This window comes from Azospira sp. MPR-LB4, assembly GCF_058809525.1.
In genome coordinates, this window is sequence record NZ_CM179521.1 from 1966684 (window position 1) to 1988635 (window position 21952).

The following is a 21952-nucleotide window of genomic DNA, read 5'->3' on the forward strand; positions in this document are numbered from 1 at the left end:
CCTCAGGCGCCGTGACGGCGGCGCCAGTCCGCCAGCAGGGCCAGCAGTTCCTCGGCCCGGTGCCGGTAGCTGTGGCACGCCAGGACCCGCCGATAGGCCCGTTCGGCGATGGCCCGGGCTTCGGCAAAATTTCCCAGATAGTAGTCGATGCGCTGCAACGCCTGCTCCAGGTCGGTGTAGTCCGCCCACTCGTCCGCGGCGAAGGCATCGGCCGCGTGCAGGCGATAGTCCGAGAGCAGGAAACCGCCGCAGGCGGGAATGCCGAAACAGCGCTCCGGCAGGCCATAGCCCATGGGGGCGCCGTACTCGCAGCCGGCACCGTAGTTAATGTTGATGCGCGAGGTCTGCACCAGTTCCACCTGCTCCGCCACGCTCATGGGCGTGCGCGAGGTGTCGATGAAGCGGTAATTGATGCCACGGCTCTCCAGGGCCTGGGCCAGGGCGCCGAAGAAGCGCTCCCGCGGCAGGTATTCCTTGTAGCGGTCCGCATTCATGGCGCCGAAGAAGGTGACGTCGTAGCGGTAGTTGCCCTCGTCCCGCAGGGACTCCAGGCTGCGGCCGGCCAGGTTGTAGGCGGCGATGCTGGCGCCGTTGTGCAGCAGCGCCACTTCCTTGCCGAAACGCCAGTCGTCGGTGATGGCGTGGGTGGCGTAGATGTCCAGCCCCTCCAGGCGGCTGGCCAGGGCCAGGCGCCAGGGGCGCTTGTTGAGGTAGCCCGGCGCATCCCGGTTCCAGGCGATCACCGGCACCCCGGGGCCCAGCACCCGCTTCAGCTTCCAGGCCCGCCAGGGACGGGAAACGTAGTCGTAGAAACCGAGCAGGCCGGCCACCACCTCGCAGTCCGGCGGCACCGCCGCAGCCACCTCGCCCCGCAGCACCCGAATCCCCAGTTGCTCCAGTTCGGCATTGAGGGGGGTGGGCTTGGAAGCCAGGTCGAGGAAGACCTTAGGACGGGACATGGACGGTGCTCGCGGCATCGGGATCGGAGGAAAGACGGTCGCCGGCCAGCTCCGGCAGCAGGGAGGCGATGGCCGCCTGCACGGCGGGCAGACTAACCGCCTCCATGCAGCGGGCCCGTTGGCATTCCCGGGGGCTGCGCTGGCAGCGCTCGACCCAGGGCAGGACGCGCTTGAACAGGGTGTGCTGGTCGCGGCAGGGGAAATGGGCCTCGCCCACGGCGGCAAAGGGGGCCTCGCTCCAGAAGGAGCCGGCGCCGAAGAGGGCCGGGGAGCCGGGGCCGAACAGGCAGACGGTGGGCACGCCCACCACCTTGCCCAGGTGGGCCACGCCCGTATCCGGGCAGACCAGCAGGCGGGCGCCGGCCAGCAACTGCCACAGCTGGGCCAGATCCAGGGTACCGGGGAAGGCGGGATAGCGGCCGACGGCGTCGATGCCGGCCAGGGCCGCCGTCTCGCCGGGGCCGCAGCTCCACACCGGCTGCAGACCGCAAGCTTCCAGGTGCTCCGCCAGGGCCTGCCAGTGGGCCGGGGCCCAGTGGCGCAGGGGCGAACCGGCGCCCACGTGCAGCACGGCGTAGGGGCCGGCAGGGCGTTGGAAGGGAGCGGCCGGCGGCGCCGGCCAGTCGGCCGGAGCGTAGCGGCCGGGCGCCGCGGGAGCAGCCAGGCTGGCGAAGATGTCGGCCAGGGCCGTGGGGACGGCGGGCCAGGGGCGCAGTTCGTCGCAGAGGGCGTTCTTCCACGCCGGCCGGTCCGCCGCCAGGGCCGCGATCCAGCGGCTGCCCAGGGCCCGGGCCAGCAGGGCGTGGCGGTTGTCGCCGGGCACCAGGGCCAGGTCGAAGCCGCCCAGGCGGCGGGCCTCGGCATAAAGGGCGGCCAGGGTCTCCGGCTGGCGCGGGTCGAAGGCCAGGGCCCGGACGCCGTAGGGCCGCCCGGCGAAAAGGGGCACCAGGGCCGGGGCGCAGGTGGTGACGATGTCCGCCGCCGGATGCTGGCGACGCAGGGCAGCGAAGAGGGGCGCCAGCATCAGGGTGTCGCCGAGGAGCAGGCGGTGGGCCACCAGGATGGTGGCCGGCGCCCCGGGGGCCCGGCGCGGCCCCAGGGAATGGGCCAGGGCCCGGGCCAGCAGGCCCAGGCGGCCCTTAGCGCGGCTGCTGGGCGATGGCATGGCGGAAGATGGTCTCCATGCGGTCGAGCATGGTTTCCCGGTCATAGCCTTCCAGACAGCGCCGCCGCGCCGCCGCGCCCAGCAGCTGGCGGCGTCCGCTGTCGGCCGCCAGTTCCTCCATGCGGGCCTGCAGGGCGGCCACGTCCTTGGTCGGCACCATCAGGGCGGTCTCGCCGTCGCTGGCCAGCTCACTGATGCTGCCCACATCGGTGGTGATGCAGGCCAGGCCGCAGGACATGGCCTGCATCAGGGCCTGGGGCACGCCCTCGTTGGCGTAGGAAGGCAGGATGAAGACGTCCATGGCCCGCAGCCAGGGCTGCACGTCCCGCTGCTCGCCGGCCATGATGACCCGGTCGCCCAGGCCCAGGCGGGCGATCTGCTGCTCCAGGGCCTGCTGCTGGGGGCCGCCGCCGACGATGAGCAGGCGGGCCCGGGGATCGTCGATGCGGGCGAAGGCATCGATGAGGTAGCTGTGGCCCTTCCAGCTGCGCAGGGTGGCGACGATGCCGAAAACGCAGGCGTCTTCCGGCAGGCCCAGCTGGGGCCGCAGGGCAGCCTTCTCCGCCGGCATGGCCGGGCTGAAGTGGCGGGTGTCGATGCCGGTGGGAACGGAGGTGAGATGGTCCGGCGGCATGCCGTTGTCGGCGATCATCCGCCGCTTCAGCAGTTCACCGGTGACGGCGATGTGGGCCGAGGCCTTGAGGTACAGCCAGCGGGTGCTGCGGTTGTTGGGGATGGGCACCGAGACGTGGCGGGTGCGCACCAGGGGCGGAGCCTTGGCCAGGGTGGCGCAGGCCAGGGCGGCCAGCCAGCTGTCGGTGGAGCTGTGGGTGTTGATGACGTCCACCGGATTGGCGGCCAGCCAGCGGCGCATGGCGAAAAAGCCGGGCAGGCGCTTGCGGCCGATGGGCAGGGCCACCACCGGCACACCCCGGCCCGGGGCTTCCTGGTAGATGCGGGATTCGGGCGGACACAGCAGCACCACCTCGTGGCCCCGCTCGATCATGCCGGCGGCTTCGGAGAGGATGCGGATCTCCTGGCCGCCCCAGCCGCAGGAGGCTTCGGTGTGCACGATCTTCATCACGCCACCTCCGCGAACTGGAGGCGATAAAGACTGGCGTAGGCCCCTTCCCGGGCCAGTAGCTCGGCGTGGGTGCCCTGCTCGACGATGGCGCCCTGGGCCAGGACGACGATCTTGTCGGCGCTTTCGATGGTGGACAGGCGGTGGGCGATGACCAGGGTGGTGCGGTTCTGCATGAGGGTTTCCAGGGCGGCCTGCACCGCCCGTTCCGATTCGTTGTCCAGGGCCGAGGTGGCCTCGTCGAGGATGAGCACCGGGGCGTCCTTGAGCAGGGCCCTGGCGATGGCCAGGCGCTGCCGCTGGCCGCCGGAGAGGCGGTTGCCGTTTTCGCCGATGACCGTATCGAAGCCTTCCGGCAGGGCCCGGATGAAATCCAGGGCGTGGGCCGCTTCCGCCGCCGCCTCGATCTGCTCCCGGCTGGCGTCGGCAGTGGCACCGTAGGCGATGTTGGCCGCCACCGTGTCGTTGAACAGCAGCACGTCCTGGCTGACGTAGGCGATGTTGCGGCGCAGGCTCTCCAGGCTCAGTTCCTGCAGGTCGTGGCCGTCCAGGCGCAGGCAGCCGCTGTCCGGGTTGTAGAAGCGGGGCACCAGGGCCGCCAGGGTGGACTTGCCGCCGCCGGACTGGCCCACCAGGGCCACGGTCTGGCCGGGGGCGATGTCCAGGGAGACGCCGGCCAGGGCATCCCGCTCGGCACCGGGGTAGCGGAAGGTGACCTGCTCCAGGGTGATGCGGCCTTCGGCCCGGCCCAGGCGGGTCTGGCCCGGATCGGCCTCGGGCGCCTCGTCGAGCAGCTGGAAGACGCTCTCGGCAGACGCCAGGCCGCGCTGCAGGGGGGCGCTGACGTCGGCCAGGCGGCGCAGGGGCGCCAGCAGCATGAGCAGGGCGGTGATGAAGGAGACGAAGCTGCCGACGGAGGTGCTGCCGGAGGCGGACTGGGTCAGGGCCACATAGACGACGATGGCCAGAGCGATGGAAGCGAAGATGTGGGTGATGGGGCTGGTGGCGGAGGAGGCCACGGCCTGGCGCATGCCCTGGCGCCGCACCTCGTTGTTGATCTGGCCGAAGCGGCCAGCCTCCTGGGCCTCGCCGCCGAAGACCTTGATCACCCGGGCGCAGTGGGAGGTCTCCTGCAGGGCTTCCACCATGCGCGCCACGGCCTCCTGGGAGCCGCGGCTGGCGCGGCGCATGCGCCAGGAGAAGGTGCGCATGGACCAGGCGATGGCGGGAATGAGGGCGAAGCAGACCAGGGTCAGCTGCCAGTTGAGCCACAGCAGCCAGCCGAGCAGACCCACCACCGAGAGGCCGTCGCGCAGGATGGTCACCACCACGTTGGTGGCGGCCACGGCGACGCCGTTCACGTCATAGGCGATCTTGGTCAGGGGCACGCTGGAGCCGTGCTTCTGGAAATAGGCGATGGGCAGGCGCACCAGGCGCTGGTACATCTCGTCCCGGATGTCGGTCACCACCCGGTTGGAGACCCAGGAGAAGCCGTAGGAGGAGAAGTAGCTGAAGATGCTGCGCAGGATGAAGACGCCGACGATGCCCAGGGGAATCCAGATGGGATTGCCGAAGCTGCCGGACTTGATGAAGCCATCGTCCAGCAGGGGCTTCATCAGGGCCGGGAAGAGGGGCTCGGTGGCCGCCAGGATGGCGGTGGCCCCCAGGGACAGCGCCACCGCCTTCCAGTACGGGCGCACATACCCGAGGAGGCGGAAATAGAGGGCGCGGGTGTTGAGGTCTTGACGGCTCATAGGGGTGAGGCGGAGGAAACCGCGATTATAGCCGCTCGGCTAGGCCAGGCTGCGGTAAAGGGCCACCAGCCGCTCGGCCATGGCGGCGAGGGAGAGGTCCGCCACCGAGGCCCGGGCCGCATCCCGCATGGCGGCGGCCCGGCCCGGTGCGGCCAGGGCTTCCAGGTGGCGGGTGAGCAGGGGCAGGTCGAGGGCGTCGCCCACGTAGCCGTTCTCCCCCTCCCGGATGCGGGCGGCGATGCCGCAGCTGGTGCTGGTGATGGTGGGCAGGCCGCAGGCCAGGGCCTCCAGGGCGGCGTTGGGCATGGGGTCGTAGAGGGTGGGCAGGACGAAGGCGTCGGCGGCGCCGTAATAGGGCCGCACATCCTTCTGGGGGCCAGTAAAGACGACCCTTTCGCCGATGCCAAGGCTGTCGGCCAGGCGGGACATGGCTTTCAGGCTGCGGTCCCCGCCGACGACCAGCAGGTGCGCCTCCTGGCTGGCCATGGCGGCGAAGGCCCGCAGCAGGCGGGGGACGCCCTTGCGCTCGAAACCGCCGCCGACGTAGAGAAACAGGGGCGCCTCCGCCGCAATGCCGAGGCGGCCCCGCAGCTCCACCCGGTGGGCGGCGGCCAGGCGGGGGTGGAAATGCTCCAGGTCCACCCCGTTTTCGATCAGCACCAACTTTTCTTCCGGCACCCCGTAGTAGCGCTGCATCTCTTCTGCCACCAGGCGGGAATTGCAGATCACCCGGGCCAGGGCCGGGTGGGTCAGCATGGCCCGCTCCTGGGCCAGGATGTAGCGGTGGAAGCCGGAGAGCCGGTCCAGCCAGCGGGTCAGGCCGCCCCGGGCCCGGGCCCGGTGCTCCAGCCAGGCGGCATGGACCCCGTCGCCGGCGCGGAAAATGCGGCAGCCGGGAATGCGTTCGTGGCTCTGGGTGATGTCGAAGCCGCCCTCGGCCATGGCCTGCTGGGCGCAGCGGGCGAAGGAGGCATCCCGGGCGGCACGGCCGCCCCACAGGCGCGAATAGGGCGGATCGCAGGTGATCTGGGCGAAGCCGGCAGCAGGGGCGCCATCCCAGGAGCGGGTGATGAGGGTGACCTGGGCCCCCTCCTGCACCAGGGCCCCCAGGGCCCGCTCGACGAAGCGCTCGGCGCCGCCGTAGGGGTTGTAGCGCTGACGGACGATGGCGATTTTCAAACGGCAGGCTCCGCCAGCAGTTCCCGGGCGGCGGCCAGCACCGTGGCCGGCGGCAGGGAGACCAGGCAGTCGCTGACCTTGCCGCCGCCGCAGCCGTCGATGCCGCAGGGGCGGCAGGGATGGTCCTGGCTGACGATGACCCGGGAGGGCACGCCCCAGGGGCCCCACTCCTTGTCGCCGGAAGGGCCGAAGAGGGCCACCACGGGCGTGCCCATGGCGGCGGCGATGTGCATGGGGGCCGAGTCCACGCCGATGAAGAGGCGGGCCCGGCCGGCCAGGGCCGCCAGTTCCTTCAGGCTCAGCTGGCCGGAGAGGTCCACCGCGGAACGGGCCAGGCCGGCCTGGATGGCGGCCACCATCTCCCGCTCGGCCGGGTCCGGCGCGGCGGAGATCACCACCGGCCAGCCCTCGGCCTGGAGGCCGTTGATGACGGCGGCCATGGCCTCCGCGGTCCAGCACTTGAAGCGCCAGCGGGAGGCGGGATGCAGATGCACGAAGGGCTTGCCGCCCAGGCCCTGGTCCGCCAGCAGCTGGCCCACCCGGAGCTCCGCTTCCATGCCGGGCACCAGGAACAGGCGCCGCTGATCCGGCGCCGGATAGAGGCCGATGCGGCGCAGGGCGTCCAGGTTGCGTTCCACCGTGTGGCGCAGGGCATTGCCCGGAGCGCCGACGAAATGGGTGAAGCTGTTCTGCCAGAAACCGCCCCGGCCCCTCACCTTGGGCCCCACGGCCCAGCGGGCGCCGACGGCCCGGGCCAGCCAGGCGCCCCGGGGATGGTCGGTGAGGTGGATCACCAGGTCGTAACCGGGATGGCGCAGGGTCTGCAACAGCTGCCATTCGACCCGCAGGTGGCCCCAGGGGCCGAGCTTCTTCCATTGCCGGTCGATGCAGTGCACGGTGTCGATGGCCGGATGCTGGCTCAGCATCTCCGCCGTGTCCCGGTACACCAGGGCGTCGAGGCGGGCCTGGGGCGCCGCCGCCTTGAGGGCGGCGAACACCGGCGCCGACAGCAGCACGTCGCCGTGGTGGCGCAGCTTGATCACCAGGGCGCGGCGCACCTGGTCGAGGGGAACGGCATCGGGAAGATAGGTTTCGGCCATGGCTCGGGATTTTACCGGCTTCGCAGCCCTTTTAGCGGTTGAGGAAGCGCACCCGGGCGCCCTGGGCATCCAGCTGCACCCGGCTGACGCCGGCATAGTCGAAATGCAGGCGGAACCAGTCGGCCGGGGCCAGACCCAGCCAGTGGCCGAAGAGGGCCTTGAGCACGCCGCTGTGGGTCACCACTACCAGGGCCCGGTCCCCATCCCCGGCCGCGGCCTGTTCCGCCACCCAGGCCAGGGCCCGGGCCTGCAACTGGGCTGCCGTCTCGCCGCCGTGGGGCGCGGCGTTCGCCGTATCCGCCGCCCAGCGGTCCAGCACGCCTGGGTCCTGGCGGTGGATGTCGTCCCAGGCCCGTCCTTCCCAGTGGCCGAAGTGCAGCTCCTGGAGACGGGCGTCCGTCGCCGCTTCCGGGCCGATGGCCCGGGCCAGTTCGAGGCAGCGCCGCAGGGGGCTGGAATGGAGGGGGGCATCCGTCGGCAGCAGGGGCCGCAGGCGGGCCGCCGCGACGGCCGCAGGTTCGGCCAGGGCCAGGTCGGTGCTGCCGTAGCAGATGCCCTCGGCCACCAGGGGCCGGGGATGGCGGATCAGGAAAAGGTCCACAGCAACCCCAGGTAGAAGGCCAGTTCGCTGCCCTGCTGGGCGGCACCCAGACAGTCGCCGGTATAGCCCCCCAGGCGCCGCCGCATCAGGCGGCCCAGCCACAGGGTGCAGGCGGCGGCCAGCAGCAGGGCCATGGCCAGGTTGGCCGGAGGCAGATAGAGCGCAAGCAGGGCGACGCCGGCCAGGGCGAAGCACAGGGCCAGGACCAGCTCGCCGGCGCCCATGCGGGTGGCCAGGGGCTTGGCCTTGGCCAGCTGGTCCTCGCGCACGTAATCCAGGCTTTTCAGCAGCACCGTGGCGCAGCCCCGGGAGACGGCATGGCCGGCCACCAGGGCCGCCGGCAGGGCCGCGGCAGGCAGGGCGAAAAGGGCCAGGAACTTGCCCAGGAGCACCAGGACGATGGCGACGACGCCGTAGCTGCCGACCCGGGAGTCCTTCATGATGGTCAGCACCTGCTCCCGGGTCCAGCCGCCGCCGAAGCCGTCCACCATGTCCGACAGGCCGTCCTCGTGGAAGGCGCCGGTGACGTAGATGGTGGCAGCCAGGGCGGCCAGCACGGCAAGGGCCTTGGGCCACACCAGGGCGGCCAGGGCGAAGGCCAGGGCGGCGATGGCACCCACCAGCAGGCCCACCGCCGGGAAGTAGCGGGCCGCCCGGTTGAGGCCCTCGCTGGAATGGCCGACCCAGGCCGGCACCGGCAGGCGGGTGAAAAAACGCAGGGCGCCGAAGAAGTATTCCAGCTCCCGGCGCAGGCAGCCCATGGCCACGGCCTCAGGCTTCCTTGTCGCTGACGCCGGCCGACTCGAAGCTGGCCATTTCGTTGAGGAAGGCCACGGCGGCCCGCACCAGGGGCAGGGCCAAGGCGGCGCCGGTGCCTTCGCCCAGGCGCAGGCCCAGATCCAGCAGGGCGGTGGCGCCGAAGTGCTCGAGCTGGGCGCGATGGCCGGGCTCGGCCGAGTTGTGGCAGAAGACGCAGTAGCCCAGCACCTCCGGCTGCAGGCGGGCCGCCACCAGCAGGGCCGAGGTGACGATGAAGCCGTCCACCAGGATCAGCATTTTGGCTTCGGCGGCGGCCAGGAAGGCCCCCACCATCTGGGCGATCTCGAAGCCGCCGAACTGGGCCAGCACCTCCAGGGCATCGTCGCCGCCGCCGGCCTGGCGGTAGCGGGTCATGGCCTGGGCCAGCAGGTTGCGCTTGCGGGAGAGGCCGGCGTCGTCCAGGCCGGTGCCGCGGCCGACGCATTCGGGCAGGCTGGCGCCGGTCAGGCAGTGGGTCATGAGGGAGGCGGCGGCGGTGTTGCCGATGCCCATCTCGCCGAAGCCGATGACGTTGCAGCCCCGGGCGGCGGCGGCCCGCACCGCGGCGGCGCCGGCGGCGATGGCCTCATCCCGCTGGGCGGCGCTCATGGCGGCCCCTTCCAGGTAGTTGGCGGTGCCGGGGCCGATCTTGGCCGACAGCAGCCCTTCCCGGGGAGCGAAATCGTGGGCTACGCCCGCATCCACCACGGTCAGGGCGACGCCGTTGAGGCGGGCAAAGACGTTGATGCCGGCGCCGCCGGCGAGGAAGTTCTCCACCATCTGCCAGGTCACGTCCTGGGGATAGGCGGAAACGCCGGCCTTGGCGGCGCCGTGGTCGCCGGCGAAGACGATCACTTCCGGCTGCCGCACCGCCGGCGTCAGGCTCTGCTGGATCAGGCCGATCAGCAGGGCCAGGTTTTCCAGCTGGCCCAGGGCGCCCACGGGCTTGGTCTTGGTATCGATCTTGTGGCGCAGGGCCGGCAGGATGTCGACAGAGGGAGCGGCAATCTGGAAGTCGGGCAGGGACATGGGGCGGCACGCGAGGGGAAGTGAAGCCGGCCATTATACCCGCCGCCCCGAAGCCGCCCCGCCCCTGTGCTACCCTCTCGCCCATGGAAAAAGCCCTGCGCGAACTGATCATCGGCGGCGCCCGCTCCGGCAAGAGCGCCCTGGCCGAACAGCGGGCCGCCGCCAGCGGCCTGGAAGTGGTTTATGTGGCCACGGCCCAGTCCCGGGACGGGGAAATGGCCCGCCGCATCGCCCACCACCGGGAGCGCCGTCCCGCCCACTGGGGCCTGCGCGAGGAGCCCCTGGAACTGGCCGCCCTGCTGGCCCGGGAGGCCTCGCCCCAGCGTTGTCTGCTGGTGGATTGCCTGACCCTGTGGCTGTCCAACCTGCTCTTTGCCGGCGAGGCGGCGCGCCAGGCCGAAGCCGGCGAGGCGGTGCACTGCCCCCTGCTGCAGGGCCAGACCCAGGCCCTGGTGGAGCTCCTGCCGACCCTGCCCGGCCACATCATCCTGGTCTCCAACGAGGTGGGCTGGGGCATCGTGCCCATGCACCCGGTCTCCCGCCTCTTCGGCGACGAGCAGGGGCGCCTCAACCAGCGGGTCGGCGCCGCCTGCGAACAGGTCACTCTGGTGGCCGCCGGCCTGCCCCTGAGCCTCAAGGCCCCGGGCGGCAGCGCCGCCTGATTAGGGAAAATCCCCGTTTCGCCGCCCCCCGGGGCCGGTGTATCTTGGCGCCCAACAATCAAACGTCCCGGGGAGATTCACCCATGTACAAGCGCATCCTGGTCGCCATCGACGACAGCTTCATGACCCAGCGGGTCCTGGCCGAGGCGGCCTCCCTGGCCAAGGCCCACGGTGCCGCCCTCTGCATCGCCCACGCCATCGACGAAACCATCCTGGCCCGCTCCAATGTGGAGAGCCTGGCCCCCACCCCCATCGGCGAAGTGGAATCCCAACTGCGCACCGCCGCCCGGGCTTTCCTTGAGAAGGCCGCCGCCACCGCCCGGGCCGCCGGCATCGAGCCCGAACTGAAGGTGGTGGATTCGGAGAAGAAGCACGTTTCCGACATCCTGGCGGACACCGCCGAAGCCTGGAAGGCCGACCTGCTGATCCTGGGCACCCACGGCCGCCGCGGCCTGGAACGCTATTTCGTCGGCAGCGTGGCCGAGCGCGTGGTGCGCCGCGCCTCCTGCTCCATCCTGCTGGTACGGGGCGAGTAAGCGCTCACCCAAGAGCTGCCGCAAAACAAAAAGGCCGGATACCCGAAAGGGCGTCCGGCCTTTTTTCTTGGCAGGGAAATCTTGGCAGGGAAGAACTCGGGCGGGGATCAGTCGTGGCTGACCAGGGCCGACAGTTCCCGGTTGAGCAGCTCCGGGTCGCCCAGGTTCAGTTCCACCAGGCGGCGCAGGTGGCTGATGCTGTCCAGGTCGATGGATTCGCAGCGGATGCCTACCGCGTTGTTGTCGCCCACGTGGGCCAGGTGGCCTTCCATGACCACCACCGCATCGCTGTGGTTGAGGGGAATCTCCAGCTTGCAGCCTTCGCCGGAGCGGCCCTGCCAGCCCGAGGCCATGGCCACCAACGACCCTTTGAGGGAGAGGTCGCGGATTTCGCCGATGTGGCGGCCGCCGCTGGCAGTGGTCAGGTAGGCGTTGCTGAGGAAATGGATGCGGCTGAAATGACGGCGTTCCTGGCTCATGGGAGTCTCCTCGCTGGGACGCCGCCAGGGGTTGGCCGGGCGCCCTTATTTCCCTCGCATGTTACCCCAAAGCAGCTTGTGCAACTGCACCTGCAGGCGCACCGGCAGGCCGTCGGCGAGAATCCAGTCGGCCAGGGTGCCCGGCTCCAGGCTGCCCTGCACCGGCGCCATGAGGATGGGACAGCGGCCGATCAGGCCATGCTGGCGCAACTGGGCCACGGCCCAGTCGTAGTCGGCCCGGTCGGCCAGCACCAGCTTCAGCTCGTCGTGGGGCGTCAGGTACTCCAGGTTGGACCACAGGTTGCGCTCCACCTCGCCGGAGCCCGGCGCCTTCAGGTCCACGATTTTCGACACCCGGGGATCGACGCCGGAGACATCCAGGGCGCCGCTGGTTTCCAGGGAAACGTCGCAGCCCGCATCGCACAGGGCGGTAAGCAGGGGCAGGCAGTTCTTCTGGGCCAGGGGTTCGCCGCCGCTGACGCAGACCCGCTGGGTGGGGTGACGCGCCACTTCGGCCAGGATCGCCGGCAGGCTCATCAGGGTGCCGCCGGAGAAGGAATAGGCGGTGTCGCACCAGACGCAGCGCAGGGGGCAGCCGGTGAGACGCACGAAGACCGTAGGCAGGCCGGTACGGGAGGTTTCCCCCTGCAGGGAGTAGAAAATTTCGCTGATCTTCAGCGTCGGAGCGGTCATGGGCGGCGGCGGAAAAAGGGCTATCGATTGGGCCGGTTCGGCAAAAGGGGCGCTGCAAAAGACAACGGGGAACGTCAGCCGTTCCCCGCACGATCTGCGCCGATCCTGCCGGCGCCTACTTCTTCTTCAGCCGCTGGCGAGCCGATTCGGCGGCCTGGCTGCTGGGGTACTTGGCCACCAGGGTTTCCAGGGTCTTGCGCGCGCCCTTGGCGTCGCCCAGTTCCTGCTGGCAGGTGGCGGCATTGAGCAGGGCGTCGGAAGCCTTGGGGCTTTCCGGCCACTTGGCCACCAGGGCATTTTGCACCTCGATGGCCTTCTTGCAGTCGCGCTGGGCGAAATGGCTGTTGCCCAGCCAGTACTGGGCCGACGGCGCCAGGGTGCTGGCGGGATGGTTCTTGACGAAGGCCTCCAGGGCGCCGGCGGCTTCCTTGTACTTGCCGGCCTTGAACTGGTTGAGGGCCGCTTCGTATTCTTTCGCTTCCTGGGCCGGGTCCGACTTGGCGGGCGCCGGAGCTGCCGCGGCGGCGGCGGGAGCGCCCTCTTCCCCGGCCGGCGGATTGGCGGCGCCGGGAGCGGAGGGACCTTCCAGCTTGCGCAGGCGGGTATCCAGGTCGATGTAGAAATCCTTCTGGCGTTTTTGCGCTGCCTCCAGTTCGTAGGTCAGCACTTCCACCTGGCCGCGCAGCTTGGCCATTTCGGAGCGCATGGACTCGATCTGGTTGGACAGTTCGATCTGGGCCCGGGACGCCGTGTCCAGACGCTCGGTGGTCTGGGCCTTGAGATCGTTGATCTGGCGCCGGGCCTCTTCGTCGTCGAAGAGGCCGGCGTGTGCCGGCCCGGCCACCCAGAGGGCTGCCAGAAGCGCCGCCGAGGGAACGAGCCGGCGCATCATGCTTAGAACTCGCCGCTGTAGAGGATGTCGGCGCGACGGTTTTCGGCGTAAGCAGCCTCGTCGTTGCCTTCAGCCTTCGGCTTTTCTTCGCCCAGGCTCACGGATTCCAGCTGCTCTTCACGCACGCCCAGCAGGGACAGGGCCTTCTTCACGGCGTCGGAACGCTTCTGACCGAGGGCCAGGTTGTACTCGCGGGAGCCGCGTTCGTCGGTGTTGCCCTGGATCAGGATCTTGGTGCCCTTGTTGGCGGCCAGATACTTGGCGTGGGCGGCGACCAGTTCCTTGTACTCGGGCTTGATGTCGAACTTGTCGTAGTCGAAGTACACGCTGCGCTTGTAGAGGACGTTCTTCGGATCGTTGTAGGGCTTCATGCCCACATCGCCGCCGCCAACGCCGGTGGCAGTGGCGCTACGGTTTTCGACGCCGGCGCCGGACTGTTCCGGGGCGGCGGGCTGGCTGCCGCAGCCGGCCAGCACGAAGAGGGAAGCGATGAGAGCGGGAAGAGCCAGTTTGCGCATGTTTCGGTACTCCTAGGGGTAAATGGGTGCTGCGTCGCGTTACTTCAGGTAAGGGCCCCACGCCGGTTCGCGAACATCGCCGGCGGAGACGGAAAGGCGCTGCTTGACCCGACCATCGGACGAAACAGCGGAAAGGACGCCCCGCCCGCCCATTTCCGTGGCGAACAGGATCATGCGGCCATTGGAAGCGAAACTGGGGGATTCATCCTTGTGGGAATCGGTGAGGATCTGCACCTGCTTGCTCGCCAGGTCCATGATGGCCAGCTGGAAGCGGCCGCCGTTGCGGGAGATGAAGGCCATGCTGCGGCCGTCCGGCGAGAGGCGGGGGGAAACGTTGTAGGAGCCGTCGAAGGTGACGCGCTGGGCCGTACCGCCGCCGACGGAAACCCGGTAGATCTGGGGGGCGCCGCCCCGGTCGGAGGTGAAGTAGATGCTTTCGCCATCGGGCGAGAACTGGGGTTCGGTGTCGATGGAGGAGGAACTCATCAGGCGCTGGGCACCGGAGCCGTCCGCATTGACCAGATAGATCTGGGAGCCTCCGTCCTTGGACAGGGTCACCGCCAGGCGGCGGCCGTCCGGGGCCCAGGCGGGCGCCGAGTTGGAACCCTTGAAGTTGGCCACTACGGTGCGCCGGCCGGTGGCCAGGGTATGCACGTACACCACCGGCTTCTTGTTCTCGAAGGAGACGTAGGCCAGGCGGCCGCCATCGGGCGACCAGGCGGGGGAAATGATGGGTTCCTTGGAAACCAGGGCCGGCTGGGCATTCTGGCCGTCGGCATCGGCGATCTGCAGCTCGTAGCGGCCGGCCTGCTTGACCACGTAGGCGATGCGGGTGGAGAAGTAGCCCTTTTCGCCGATCAGTTTCTCGTAGATGTAGTCGGCGATGCGGTGGCCGGCGGCGCGCAGCATGTTGGGGGTGGTGACGAAGGCGACGCCGCCCAGGGAGGCCTGCTTGGAAACGTCGTAGAGGCGGAAACGGGCTTCGAACTTGCCGCCGGCGTCGGCCACCAGGCTGCCGCCGACGAAGGCGTCGGCGCCCTTGTTCTTCCAGGCGCCAAAATCCACGTTGTCGTTTTCGCTGATGGGGGTCGGGCCCGGTTCCACCAGACGGAACAGGCCGGAACGCTCCAGGTCGGCGCGGATGACCGAGGTCAGGGCCCGGGAGTAGCCCGGTTCGCCGGCAAAGTCGGCGATGGCGATGGGCAGGCGGTGGGCGCCGGCACCGGTGATTTCAATGGCAAGCTGGGCGTGGGCGCCCCCCAGGGCGGCAAGCAGGGACAAGCCGAGCAGAACCCGGGAAAAATAGCGCGCAATCACGGTCATTGAAGAAACCTGGGCCGGAAAAAGGTCCGATTATACCCAAAGCCCCCGACGCTGCCGCGTAACGAAAGGTAACGTAAGGGGGAATGACAAAGAATCAGGGGGAGCAGCCGGAAGTCCCTTCCTGGGGACAAAAGGTCAGCTCCAGTTCCCGGTGGAAAGCCGACTTGTCGTCGGGCAGGGGCAGGGGCGAGGACTTCATGATGGCCCGTTCGACGGCGCTGTCGTAGGCCGGCACGCCGCTGGAACGTGTCATGCGGGCGCTGATGATCTCGCCGCTGGGCAGCTGGGTCACCAGGAACTTGGCCGTGGGATTGCCGCTGACGCTGACGAAGCCCAGGTTGCCCCGCACCTTGGCGCGGATCTTGTCCACGTAGGAAGCCAGGCCCTTGCTGCGGGAAGAGGCGGCGGCAGCCTCCTTGCCGGCAGCCTGCTGCATGTTCATTTCCCGGCTCAGCTGTTCCTTCAGGGCCTGCTCACGCTGGCGCTGCTTGAGGTCCCGCTGGTCCCGTTCCAGTTCCTTCTGCCAGTCGGGAGTCTCGAGCTTCTTCTCCTCCTTCTTGGGTTCGGGTTTCGGCTCTTCCTTTTTCGGCTCCGGCTTTTTCTTCTCTTCCTTGAGCACGATGTCGGGCTTGGACGCCGGCTTCGGGTCCGGTTTCACCTCGGGCTTGGGTTCGGGCTTCGGCTCCGGTTTGGGCACGGGCTTCGGTTCCGGAGGCGGTGGGGGCGGCTTGTAGGCGCCCTGGGGCACATCGCTCCACAGCTCGACCTCCACCGCCTCGTGCTTGGTCTGCCAGCGGATGCCGAAGAAGAGGAAGATGGCCAGCAGCAGGTGCACCAGGATCGCCAGGATCAGGGCCTTGCGCTTGCCCGGCTCCGCCCGCCGTTCGAAGGGCATGTCCGTTCCGGCTTTCATCGGGGAACTCACTTGCGCACGGTCTCCAGGCCGACCCGCTTGATGTTCTGCAGCTTGATCTGGTCCAGCACCTCAAGCACGGCGTCGTAGCGGGCGGCCTTGTCGCCCACCACCAGCACCGGCAGTTCCGGGTTGGCTTCCAGCTCGGTGACCAGCAGGTCGTTGAGCTGGCGGCGGTCGATGGATTTTTCCTTGCCCCGGGCATCCTGCACGGCAATGCTGCCGTCGGCCTTGACCATGACCCGGTAGGGATTTTCCGGCACGGCGGAAGACTTGCCGGTGGAGGGCAGGTCCACCGAGCCGGTCTGCATCATGGGCGTGGCCACCATAAAGATGACCAGCAGCACCAGCATGACGTCGATGTAGGGAACGACGTTGATTTCGTTTTTAAGGCGACGCGGACGCATGGCTCCGGCCCCTTAACGCATCTGCCGCTGCAGGATGTTGGAGAACTCTTCCATGAAGCTCTCGAAGCGGGTGGAGAGGCGGTCGATGTCGTGGGCGAAGCGGTTGTAGGCGAGCACCGCGGGGATGGCGGCAAAGAGGCCGATGGCCGTGGCCACCAGGGCTTCGGCAATACCGGGAGCGACGGAAGCCAGGGTCGCCTGGCCCACGTTGGAGAGGCCGCGGAAGGCATGCATGATGCCCCACACGGTGCCGAAGAGACCGATGTAGGGGGAGACGGAGCCGACGGAGGCGAGGAAGGCCAGGTGGGATTCCAGGTCGTCGATCTCCCGCTGGTAGGTGGCGCGCATGGCGCGGCGGGAGCCGTCCACAACGTCCTTGGCTTCCAGGTTCTTCTGGTTGCGCAGCTTGGTGAATTCCCGGAAGCCGGCCTCGAACACCCGCTCCATGGCGCCGGTGTCGTGGCGCTGCTCGACGGCGTTCTGGTAGAGGCGGTTGAGGTCGCCGCCGCTCCAGAAGTCCCGCTCGAACTGCTCGGTCTGGTTGCGCGCATTCTTTACCGCATAGAGCTTGCGGAAGATGTAGTACCAGGACATGAAGGAGACGCCGGCCAGCAGGGCCATGACGACCTGGACGACGGCGCTGGCCTGGGTGATGAGGGAAAGGATGGAAAGGTCTTGGGTGACGTTCATTGCAGGGCTTCCAGTTTCTCGCGCAGGAATTCGGGAATGGGGGTGGTTTTCATGGCGTCCAGCTTGACGCAAACGATCTGGACGGTACCGCTCACCAGGTCGTCGTCGCTGCCGTGGCGACGGGCGAACTGGCGGAAGGTGATCTGGGCGCGGCCGAGCTTTTCCACGGCCAGGCCGATGGTCAGCAGATCGTCGAGCCGGGCCGGCCGCATGTAGTCGCAACTTACGGAACGGACGACGAAGGCGACGCCCTGCTCCGCCAGCAGGTCCACCTGGTGATGGCCGATGCTGCGCAGCCATTCGGTGCGGCAGCGCTCGAAAAAGCGCAGGTAGTTGGCGTAGTAGACCACGCCGCCCGCATCCGTGTCCTCGTAATAGACGCGGACCGGAATGGTGAAGGCGTGGTCGGCAGGATGGCTCATGGGCGTAATTCTAGGCGGCTCGGGGCCTGGGGACGATGACAGTCTGTAACAGCCGTCCTCATTGCTCCTTGGGGGACCACAGGTCGGGCGTGGCGGCCGGGGTGCCGGGCGCCTCCAGCCCCAGGTGGCGGTAGATGGCCGGGGTGGCGATGCGGCCCCGGGGGGTGCGCTGCAGGTAGCCCTGCTGGATCAGGTAGGGTTCCAGCACGTCCTCGATGGTGTCCCGGGCCTCGCCGATGGCGGCGGCCAGGTTGTCCACCCCCACCGGACCGCCGGCGAACTTGTCGATCACGGCAGAGAGCAGCTTGCGGTCCATCAGGTCCAGGCCGCCGTGGTCCACGTCCAGCATGGAAAGGGCGGCGTCGGCCACCTCCCGGGTGATGATGCCGTCGGCCTTGACCTCGGCGTAGTCCCGCACCCGGCGCAGCAGGCGGTTGGCGATGCGGGGCGTGCCGCGGGAGCGGCGGGCGATCTCCAGGGCCCCTTCCGGCTCGATGGCCACGTTGAGCAGCTGGGCCGAGCGGGTGACGATGTGGGTCAGTTCCTGGGCGTTGTAGAACTCCAGCCGGGCGACGATGCCGAAGCGGTCCCGCAGGGGGTTGGTCAGCATGCCGGCCCGGGTGGTGGCGCCCACCAGGGTGAAGGGCGGCAGGTCCAGCTTCACCGAGCGGGCCGCCGGACCCTCGCCGATCATGATGTCGATCTGGAAATCCTCCAGGGCCGGGTAGAGGATTTCCTCCACCACCGGACTGAGACGGTGGATTTCGTCGATGAACAGCACGTCGTGTGGTTCCAGGTTGGTCAGGATGGCGGCCAGGTCGCCGGCCCGCTCCAGCACCGGTCCCGAGGTCTGGCGCAGGTTCACGCCCATCTCGGCGGCCACGATGTGGGCCAGGGTGGTCTTGCCCAGGCCCGGCGGGCCGAACAGCAGGACGTGGTCGAGGGCCTCGCTGCGCCGCTTGGCGGCGTGGATGAAGATGGAGAGCTGCTCCCGGATCTTGGCCTGACCGACGTAATCCGCCAGGCGCTTGGGCCGCAGGGCGCGCTCGATGGCTTCCTCCTGGGCCGACTTGCTCTCGGCGCCGATGAGACGGCCGGCATCGGCGTCGAAGGAGGAATCAAAGGAATCGGTTTCGATCATGGAAAGCCTGGAGTGAGCCTGGAAAGTGCGGCGGGCGAGGCCCGGTAAGCCGCCATTTTACTCCCGCCGCCCCCTCAGGGCTTGGCCAGCAGTTTGAGGGCCTGGCGGATGCCATCGGAAACGCCGCTGCCGGCGGGCAATTGCTTGAGGGCGGCGGCGGCTTCCCGCTCGTTGTAACCCAGGGCCAGCAGCGCATTGAGGATGTCCGACTGGTCGTCGTGCACCACCAGGGCCGCAGCGGCCCCGCCGCCCACCACCGGGGCCAGCTTGTCCTTCAGCTCCAGCAGCAGGCGCTCGGCAGTCTTCTTGCCGATGCCCGGCACCTTGGTCAGGCGGCCGGACTCCTGGCGGGAGATGGCCGCCGCCAGGTCGCTGACGGAAAGGCCGGAAAGAATGGCCAGGGCCATGCGGGGGCCGACGCCGGAAATCTTGATCAGCTGGCGGAAGGCGAAACGCTCCGCCTCGGTGAGGAAGCCGAAGAGAAAATGGCCGTCCTCCCGCACCACGAAGTGGGTCAGCAGGGTCACCTTGTCGCCGTTGCCCGGTAGGTTGTAGAAGGTGCTCATGGGCACATCCACCTCGTAGCCGACGCCCTGCACGTCCAGGACCACCTGGGGGGGATTCTTTTCGGCCAGGAGGCCGGTGAGTCTTCCGATCATGTTCTCTTCCTTGGATTGGGGGCTTCCATCAGGCGGCCGCCGCGCACCCGCAGGCCGGCGGTGGCGATATGGCCCAGCCCCTGGCCGCCGTGGGCGTGGGCAATGGCACAGGCCAGGGCATCGGCGGCGTCGGCAGACGGGTCGCCGGGCAGGCCGAGGAGGCGCTTGACCATGTGCTGCACCTGTTCCTTGGCCGCCTTGCCGTTGCCCACCACCGCCTGCTTCACCTGCAGGGCGGTGTACTCGCCCACCGGCAGGCCGGTGGACACCAGGGCGGTGATGGCGGCGCCGCGGGCCTGGCCCAACAGCAGGGTGGACTGGGGATTGACGTTCACAAAGACCTTTTCCACCGCCGCCTGAGCCGGACCGTGGGCGGCGACGATTTCCCGGATGCCTTGGTAGATCACCTCCAGGCGCTCCGGCAGGGTGCGGGTGTCGTCGGTGCGGATACAGCCGCTGCTGACGTAGGCCAGCTTGTTGCCCAGCTTGTCGATGAGACCGAAGCCGGTGCAACGCAGTCCCGGGTCGATGCCGAGGATGCGCACCGGCACGGGTGCGGCGGCGGCATTCGGCTTGGCGGAGACGGGGGGGATGGCGGACATGGCAGCATTCTAAGGGGGCGGACGCCGCCTGTCGCGCCCGACGGGAGCGCAGGCCCGAAATTTGACACGGGTTAAGGATTCGTCATGGACTCCCGCCCAAATTGGCAGGCATAAAAACCAATTCCCTGTGTCCACACCGTCGCAGGAGGGAGAACCATGTCACTGTTACGCAAAATCTTTGGCGATTCACCGCCGCCCCCCGCCCCCGAGGCCCCGCCCATGCCCGAGCCGGTACCGGCCACTCGCAGCGGCCCGGCGCCGGGAACCCAGATTCACTACCATCCGGCCCTGGTACACCAACTCACCGACGAGCACCTGGTGCTGCTGCAGGCCTTCGGCGCCATCCAGAGCGCCGCCGCCCAGGGCAATCTGGCGGAGGCCGCCTCGCTGCTGGAAAAATTCCGGGTACGGCTGCAGGGCCACCTGCTGACCGAGAATGTGCGCCTCTACATCTACCTGGAGCACCAGCTGGCCGGCGATCCCTCCAGCTTCGCCCTGATCCACGAGTTCCGCCAGGAGATGGACGGCATCGGCAAGGCCCTGGCTGCCTTCCTGCGCAAGTACCAGAACCTGGCCGCCGAGCCGGGGCTGGCCCCGGCCTTCGTTGATGAACTGGCCGGCGTCGGCAAGGTGCTGGTGGAGCGCATCCAGCGCGAGGAAGCGACCCTCTACCCCCTGTACACCGCCTAGGCCCGCCGCGCCAGGTACACGCCGGCCACGGCCAGCCCCATGCCCGCCAGGGCGGGGCCGGAGAGGGTTTCGCCAAAGGCGGCCCAGGCGATGAGGGCGGTGGTGGGCGGCGTCAGGTAGAACAGGCTGGCCACATTGACGGCGCTGCCGCTGCGGATGAGCACGTTGAGCAGGCTGATGGCGCCCACCGACAGCACCAGCACCAGCCACAGCAGGGCGAAGACGAAGGTGCCGCTCCAGGCGATCTCCTGGCTCTCGCTGGCGCCGGCCACCAGCAGGGTCAGCACCGCCGTCGGCAGGAACTGGATGACGGCGCCGGAACGCAGGTCGAAGGCAGGACAGAAGCGCTTCTGGTACAGGGTGCCCAGGGTGATGCCGAGCAGGGCCACCAGGGCCGGGACGATGGCCGGCAGCAGCTCGGCCAGGGGCTGGCTGCCGAACTTGCCGGAAACCACCAGACCCACGCCGCTCAGGCCCAGCACCAGACCCAGCCACTGGCGCCGGCTGACCGCCTCCCCCAGCAGCCAGCCGGCCCCCAGGGCGGTCAGCAGGGGCTGCATGCCCACCACCAGGGCGGTGATGCCGGCCGGCAGACCGCGGTGGATGGCCATGAAGACGCCGCCGAGATAGACCGCATGCAGCAGCACCCCGGAGAAGCCGATGTGCAGCCATTCCTGGCGGGTGTCAGGCCAGGAGGCGCGAAATACAAGGGCCACCGGCAGCATCAGTCCGAGCACCAGGAGATAGCGGGCGCTGAGGAAGGTCAGGGGCTCCGCATAGGGCAGGCCGTACTTGGCGCCGATGAAGCCGGTGCTCCACAGCAGCACGAAGAGAAAGGGCAGAAACTTGCGCACGAGGCCTCGCGACAAAAGAAAAAGCGGCGCCAGGCGCCGCTTTCTCGGGGGAACAAAAGCAGACCGGGCCGATTATTCGTCCATCACGGCGGAGGTGTAAACCTCCTGCACGTCGTCCAGGGACTCCAGGGCGTCGATCAGCTTCTGCATGCGCTGGGCGTCTTCCCCGGTCAGTTCGGATTCGTTCAGCGCCTTCATGGTCACTTCCGCCATCTCGGGCTTGAAGCCGGCCTTCTCCAGGGCTTCCTGCACGTTCAGCAGGTCGTTGGGCGGGGTCAGCACTTCGATGGAGCCGTCGTCGTTGGTGATGATGTCGTCGGCGCCGGCCTCGATGGCCGCATCCATGATGGCGGCCTCGTCGGCGCCGGGGGCGAACAGCATCTGGCCGCAGTGCTTGAACTGGAAGGAAACGCAGCCTTCGGTGCCCATGTTGCCGCCGTACTTGTTGAAGGCGTGGCGCACATCGGCCACGGTGCGCACCCGGTTGTCGGTGAGGCAGTCCACCATCACCGCGGCGCCGCCGATGCCGTAGCCTTCGTAGCGGATTTCCTCATAGCTGACGCCTTCCAGCTGGCCGGTGCCGCGCTTGATGGCGTTGTCGATGTTGTCCTTGGGCATGGATTCGCCCTTGGCCTTTTCCATGGCCAGGCGCAGGCGCGGATTCATGGCCGGATCGCCCCCGCCCATCTTGGCGGCGACGGTGATTTCCTTGATCAGCTTGGTGAAGACCTTGCCCCGCTTGGCGTCCTGACGGCCCTTGCGGTGCTGGATATTGGCCCATTTGGAGTGTCCGGCCATGGCTAAC

26 protein-coding genes are annotated in these 21952 nt (G+C 68.9%); 3 read left to right on the forward strand and 23 right to left on the reverse strand.

The window, feature by feature from the left end; genetic code table 11:
• Window positions 1-2: 2 nt before the first annotated feature.
• Genes AC3QLZ_RS09195 through cobT form a run of 9 tightly spaced genes read right to left on the reverse strand, consistent with a single transcriptional unit; the run spans window position 3 to window position 9666 of the window.
• Complete coding sequence (locus AC3QLZ_RS09195; RefSeq protein WP_014235579.1) at window positions 3-959, reverse strand: glycosyltransferase family protein; 957 nt, start codon at window positions 957-959, stop codon at window positions 3-5.
• A complete protein-coding gene (locus AC3QLZ_RS09200) occupies window positions 946-2124 on the reverse strand; it encodes a glycosyltransferase family 9 protein (protein ID WP_014235580.1) in 1179 nt (392 codons plus the stop codon). The genes AC3QLZ_RS09195 and AC3QLZ_RS09200 overlap by 14 nt, the downstream gene beginning before the upstream one ends.
• Window positions 2099-3205 (reverse strand): glycosyltransferase family 4 protein, encoded by a 1107-nt coding sequence (locus AC3QLZ_RS09205; protein WP_014235581.1) that lies wholly within the window; start codon window positions 3203-3205, stop codon window positions 2099-2101. Before AC3QLZ_RS09205 ends, AC3QLZ_RS09200 begins: the two co-directional genes overlap by 26 nt.
• Window positions 3205-4959 (reverse strand): lipid A export permease/ATP-binding protein MsbA, encoded by a 1755-nt coding sequence (gene msbA, locus AC3QLZ_RS09210; protein ID WP_014235582.1) that lies wholly within the window; start codon window positions 4957-4959, stop codon window positions 3205-3207. Before msbA ends, AC3QLZ_RS09205 begins: the two co-directional genes overlap by 1 nt.
• Window positions 4960-4998: 39 nt before the next feature.
• Window positions 4999-6138 (reverse strand): glycosyltransferase family 4 protein, encoded by a 1140-nt coding sequence (locus AC3QLZ_RS09215; RefSeq protein ID WP_014235583.1) that lies wholly within the window; start codon window positions 6136-6138, stop codon window positions 4999-5001.
• Entirely contained in the window at window positions 6135-7238 is a 1104-nt protein-coding gene (gene rfaQ / locus AC3QLZ_RS09220) for a putative lipopolysaccharide heptosyltransferase III (RefSeq protein WP_014235584.1), read from the reverse strand. Before rfaQ ends, AC3QLZ_RS09215 begins: the two co-directional genes overlap by 4 nt.
• A gap of 31 nt (window positions 7239-7269) precedes the next feature.
• Window positions 7270-7839 (reverse strand): histidine phosphatase family protein, encoded by a 570-nt coding sequence (locus AC3QLZ_RS09225; RefSeq protein ID WP_014235585.1) that lies wholly within the window; start codon window positions 7837-7839, stop codon window positions 7270-7272.
• Window positions 7824-8600, reverse strand: coding sequence for an adenosylcobinamide-GDP ribazoletransferase (locus tag AC3QLZ_RS09230; RefSeq protein ID WP_014235586.1), 777 nt, complete (start codon window positions 8598-8600; stop codon window positions 7824-7826). The genes AC3QLZ_RS09225 and AC3QLZ_RS09230 overlap by 16 nt, the downstream gene beginning before the upstream one ends.
• 10 nt (window positions 8601-8610) lie before the next feature.
• Window positions 8611-9666, reverse strand: a complete 1056-nt coding sequence (gene cobT / locus AC3QLZ_RS09235; RefSeq protein ID WP_014235587.1) for a nicotinate-nucleotide--dimethylbenzimidazole phosphoribosyltransferase — start codon at window positions 9664-9666, stop codon at window positions 8611-8613.
• A gap of 83 nt (window positions 9667-9749) precedes the next feature.
• Here cobT and cobU point away from each other — a divergent pair, with 83 nt between their 5' ends.
• Window positions 9750-10328, forward strand: a complete 579-nt coding sequence (cobU, locus tag AC3QLZ_RS09240; protein ID WP_014235588.1) for a bifunctional adenosylcobinamide kinase/adenosylcobinamide-phosphate guanylyltransferase — start codon at window positions 9750-9752, stop codon at window positions 10326-10328.
• An 83-nt stretch (window positions 10329-10411) separates the two neighbouring features.
• Window positions 10412-10864, forward strand: a complete 453-nt coding sequence (locus tag AC3QLZ_RS09245) for a universal stress protein (protein WP_014235589.1) — start codon at window positions 10412-10414, stop codon at window positions 10862-10864.
• Between the two features lie 107 nt (window positions 10865-10971).
• Here the strand turns inward: AC3QLZ_RS09245 and AC3QLZ_RS09250 are convergent, their stop codons facing one another.
• From AC3QLZ_RS09250 to ruvC, 12 genes are all read right to left on the reverse strand, one after another.
• Window positions 10972-11343 (reverse strand): PilZ domain-containing protein, encoded by a 372-nt coding sequence (locus AC3QLZ_RS09250; protein ID WP_014235590.1) that lies wholly within the window; start codon window positions 11341-11343, stop codon window positions 10972-10974.
• Between the two features lie 45 nt (window positions 11344-11388).
• On the reverse strand, window positions 11389-12036 hold the full coding sequence (queE, locus tag AC3QLZ_RS09255) for a 7-carboxy-7-deazaguanine synthase QueE (RefSeq protein WP_014235591.1): 648 nt from the start codon (window positions 12034-12036) through the stop codon (window positions 11389-11391).
• A gap of 115 nt (window positions 12037-12151) precedes the next feature.
• A complete protein-coding gene (gene ybgF / locus AC3QLZ_RS09260; RefSeq protein ID WP_014235592.1) occupies window positions 12152-12928 on the reverse strand; it encodes a tol-pal system protein YbgF in 777 nt (258 codons plus the stop codon).
• 2 nt (window positions 12929-12930) lie between these two features.
• Window positions 12931-13446, reverse strand: coding sequence for a peptidoglycan-associated lipoprotein Pal (pal, locus tag AC3QLZ_RS09265; protein WP_014235593.1), 516 nt, complete (start codon window positions 13444-13446; stop codon window positions 12931-12933).
• A gap of 39 nt (window positions 13447-13485) precedes the next feature.
• Window positions 13486-14769 carry a Tol-Pal system beta propeller repeat protein TolB gene (tolB, locus tag AC3QLZ_RS09270; protein ID WP_014235594.1) on the reverse strand — a complete coding sequence of 428 codons (1284 nt, stop codon included), beginning with the start codon at window positions 14767-14769 and terminating at the stop codon, window positions 13486-13488.
• Between the two features lie 94 nt (window positions 14770-14863).
• Window positions 14864-15664 (reverse strand): energy transducer TonB, encoded by an 801-nt coding sequence (locus AC3QLZ_RS09275; RefSeq protein WP_014235595.1) that lies wholly within the window; start codon window positions 15662-15664, stop codon window positions 14864-14866.
• A 26-nt stretch (window positions 15665-15690) separates the two neighbouring features.
• Window positions 15691-16089: an ExbD/TolR family protein gene (locus AC3QLZ_RS09280; protein WP_014235596.1), complete on the reverse strand. Its 399-nt coding sequence runs from the start codon at window positions 16087-16089 to the stop codon at window positions 15691-15693.
• 12 nt (window positions 16090-16101) lie between these two features.
• Window positions 16102-16779 (reverse strand): protein TolQ, encoded by a 678-nt coding sequence (gene tolQ / locus AC3QLZ_RS09285; protein WP_014235597.1) that lies wholly within the window; start codon window positions 16777-16779, stop codon window positions 16102-16104.
• A complete protein-coding gene (gene ybgC, locus AC3QLZ_RS09290; protein WP_014235598.1) occupies window positions 16776-17201 on the reverse strand; it encodes a tol-pal system-associated acyl-CoA thioesterase in 426 nt (141 codons plus the stop codon). The genes tolQ and ybgC overlap by 4 nt, the downstream gene beginning before the upstream one ends.
• 58 nt (window positions 17202-17259) lie before the next feature.
• Window positions 17260-18342 carry a Holliday junction branch migration DNA helicase RuvB gene (gene ruvB, locus AC3QLZ_RS09295; protein ID WP_014235599.1) on the reverse strand — a complete coding sequence of 361 codons (1083 nt, stop codon included), beginning with the start codon at window positions 18340-18342 and terminating at the stop codon, window positions 17260-17262.
• 74 nt (window positions 18343-18416) lie between these two features.
• On the reverse strand, window positions 18417-19001 hold the full coding sequence (gene ruvA, locus AC3QLZ_RS09300) for a Holliday junction branch migration protein RuvA (RefSeq protein WP_014235600.1): 585 nt from the start codon (window positions 18999-19001) through the stop codon (window positions 18417-18419).
• Window positions 18998-19603, reverse strand: a complete 606-nt coding sequence (gene ruvC, locus AC3QLZ_RS09305) for a crossover junction endodeoxyribonuclease RuvC (protein WP_014235601.1) — start codon at window positions 19601-19603, stop codon at window positions 18998-19000. The genes ruvA and ruvC overlap by 4 nt, the downstream gene beginning before the upstream one ends.
• A 156-nt stretch (window positions 19604-19759) precedes the next feature.
• Between ruvC and AC3QLZ_RS09310 the strand changes: the two genes are divergently transcribed.
• Window positions 19760-20293: a hemerythrin domain-containing protein gene (locus AC3QLZ_RS09310; protein WP_014235602.1), complete on the forward strand. Its 534-nt coding sequence runs from the start codon at window positions 19760-19762 to the stop codon at window positions 20291-20293.
• On the opposite strand, the gene AC3QLZ_RS09315 is transcribed toward AC3QLZ_RS09310, so the two are convergent.
• On the reverse strand, window positions 20290-21147 hold the full coding sequence (locus AC3QLZ_RS09315; RefSeq protein WP_014235603.1) for a DMT family transporter: 858 nt from the start codon (window positions 21145-21147) through the stop codon (window positions 20290-20292). The genes AC3QLZ_RS09310 and AC3QLZ_RS09315 overlap by 4 nt on opposite strands.
• 72 nt (window positions 21148-21219) lie before the next feature.
• On the reverse strand, window positions 21220-21945 hold the full coding sequence (locus AC3QLZ_RS09320) for a YebC/PmpR family DNA-binding transcriptional regulator (protein ID WP_014235604.1): 726 nt from the start codon (window positions 21943-21945) through the stop codon (window positions 21220-21222).
• Window positions 21946-21952: the final 7 nt, after the last annotated feature.

Coding starts and splice junctions, on each gene's coding strand:
- tolQ (WP_014235597.1), bottom strand. CDS start 16,779: ATGAACGTCACCCAAGACCTTTCCATCCTTTCCCTCATCACCCAGGCC.
- ruvC (WP_014235601.1), bottom strand. CDS start 19,603: ATGTCCGCCATCCCCCCCGTCTCCGCCAAGCCGAATGCCGCCGCCGCA.
- msbA (WP_014235582.1), bottom strand. CDS start 4,959: ATGAGCCGTCAAGACCTCAACACCCGCGCCCTCTATTTCCGCCTCCTC.
- AC3QLZ_RS09195 (WP_014235579.1), bottom strand. CDS start 959: ATGTCCCGTCCTAAGGTCTTCCTCGACCTGGCTTCCAAGCCCACCCCC.
- AC3QLZ_RS09230 (WP_014235586.1), bottom strand. CDS start 8,600: ATGGGCTGCCTGCGCCGGGAGCTGGAATACTTCTTCGGCGCCCTGCGT.
- ruvB (WP_014235599.1), bottom strand. CDS start 18,342: ATGATCGAAACCGATTCCTTTGATTCCTCCTTCGACGCCGATGCCGGC.
- AC3QLZ_RS09280 (WP_014235596.1), bottom strand. CDS start 16,089: ATGCGTCCGCGTCGCCTTAAAAACGAAATCAACGTCGTTCCCTACATC.
- queE (WP_014235591.1), bottom strand. CDS start 12,036: ATGACCGCTCCGACGCTGAAGATCAGCGAAATTTTCTACTCCCTGCAG.
- AC3QLZ_RS09205 (WP_014235581.1), bottom strand. CDS start 3,205: ATGAAGATCGTGCACACCGAAGCCTCCTGCGGCTGGGGCGGCCAGGAG.
- ybgC (WP_014235598.1), bottom strand. CDS start 17,201: ATGAGCCATCCTGCCGACCACGCCTTCACCATTCCGGTCCGCGTCTAT.
- AC3QLZ_RS09245 (WP_014235589.1), top strand. CDS start 10,412: ATGTACAAGCGCATCCTGGTCGCCATCGACGACAGCTTCATGACCCAG.
- cobT (WP_014235587.1), bottom strand. CDS start 9,666: ATGTCCCTGCCCGACTTCCAGATTGCCGCTCCCTCTGTCGACATCCTG.
- AC3QLZ_RS09200 (WP_014235580.1), bottom strand. CDS start 2,124: ATGCCATCGCCCAGCAGCCGCGCTAAGGGCCGCCTGGGCCTGCTGGCC.
- ybgF (WP_014235592.1), bottom strand. CDS start 12,928: ATGATGCGCCGGCTCGTTCCCTCGGCGGCGCTTCTGGCAGCCCTCTGG.
- AC3QLZ_RS09250 (WP_014235590.1), bottom strand. CDS start 11,343: ATGAGCCAGGAACGCCGTCATTTCAGCCGCATCCATTTCCTCAGCAAC.
- AC3QLZ_RS09310 (WP_014235602.1), top strand. CDS start 19,760: ATGTCACTGTTACGCAAAATCTTTGGCGATTCACCGCCGCCCCCCGCC.
- rfaQ (WP_014235584.1), bottom strand. CDS start 7,238: ATGGCCGAAACCTATCTTCCCGATGCCGTTCCCCTCGACCAGGTGCGC.
- ruvA (WP_014235600.1), bottom strand. CDS start 19,001: ATGATCGGAAGACTCACCGGCCTCCTGGCCGAAAAGAATCCCCCCCAG.
- tolB (WP_014235594.1), bottom strand. CDS start 14,769: ATGACCGTGATTGCGCGCTATTTTTCCCGGGTTCTGCTCGGCTTGTCC.
- cobU (WP_014235588.1), top strand. CDS start 9,750: ATGGAAAAAGCCCTGCGCGAACTGATCATCGGCGGCGCCCGCTCCGGC.
- AC3QLZ_RS09320 (WP_014235604.1), bottom strand. CDS start 21,945: ATGGCCGGACACTCCAAATGGGCCAATATCCAGCACCGCAAGGGCCGT.
- pal (WP_014235593.1), bottom strand. CDS start 13,446: ATGCGCAAACTGGCTCTTCCCGCTCTCATCGCTTCCCTCTTCGTGCTG.
- AC3QLZ_RS09275 (WP_014235595.1), bottom strand. CDS start 15,664: ATGCCCTTCGAACGGCGGGCGGAGCCGGGCAAGCGCAAGGCCCTGATC.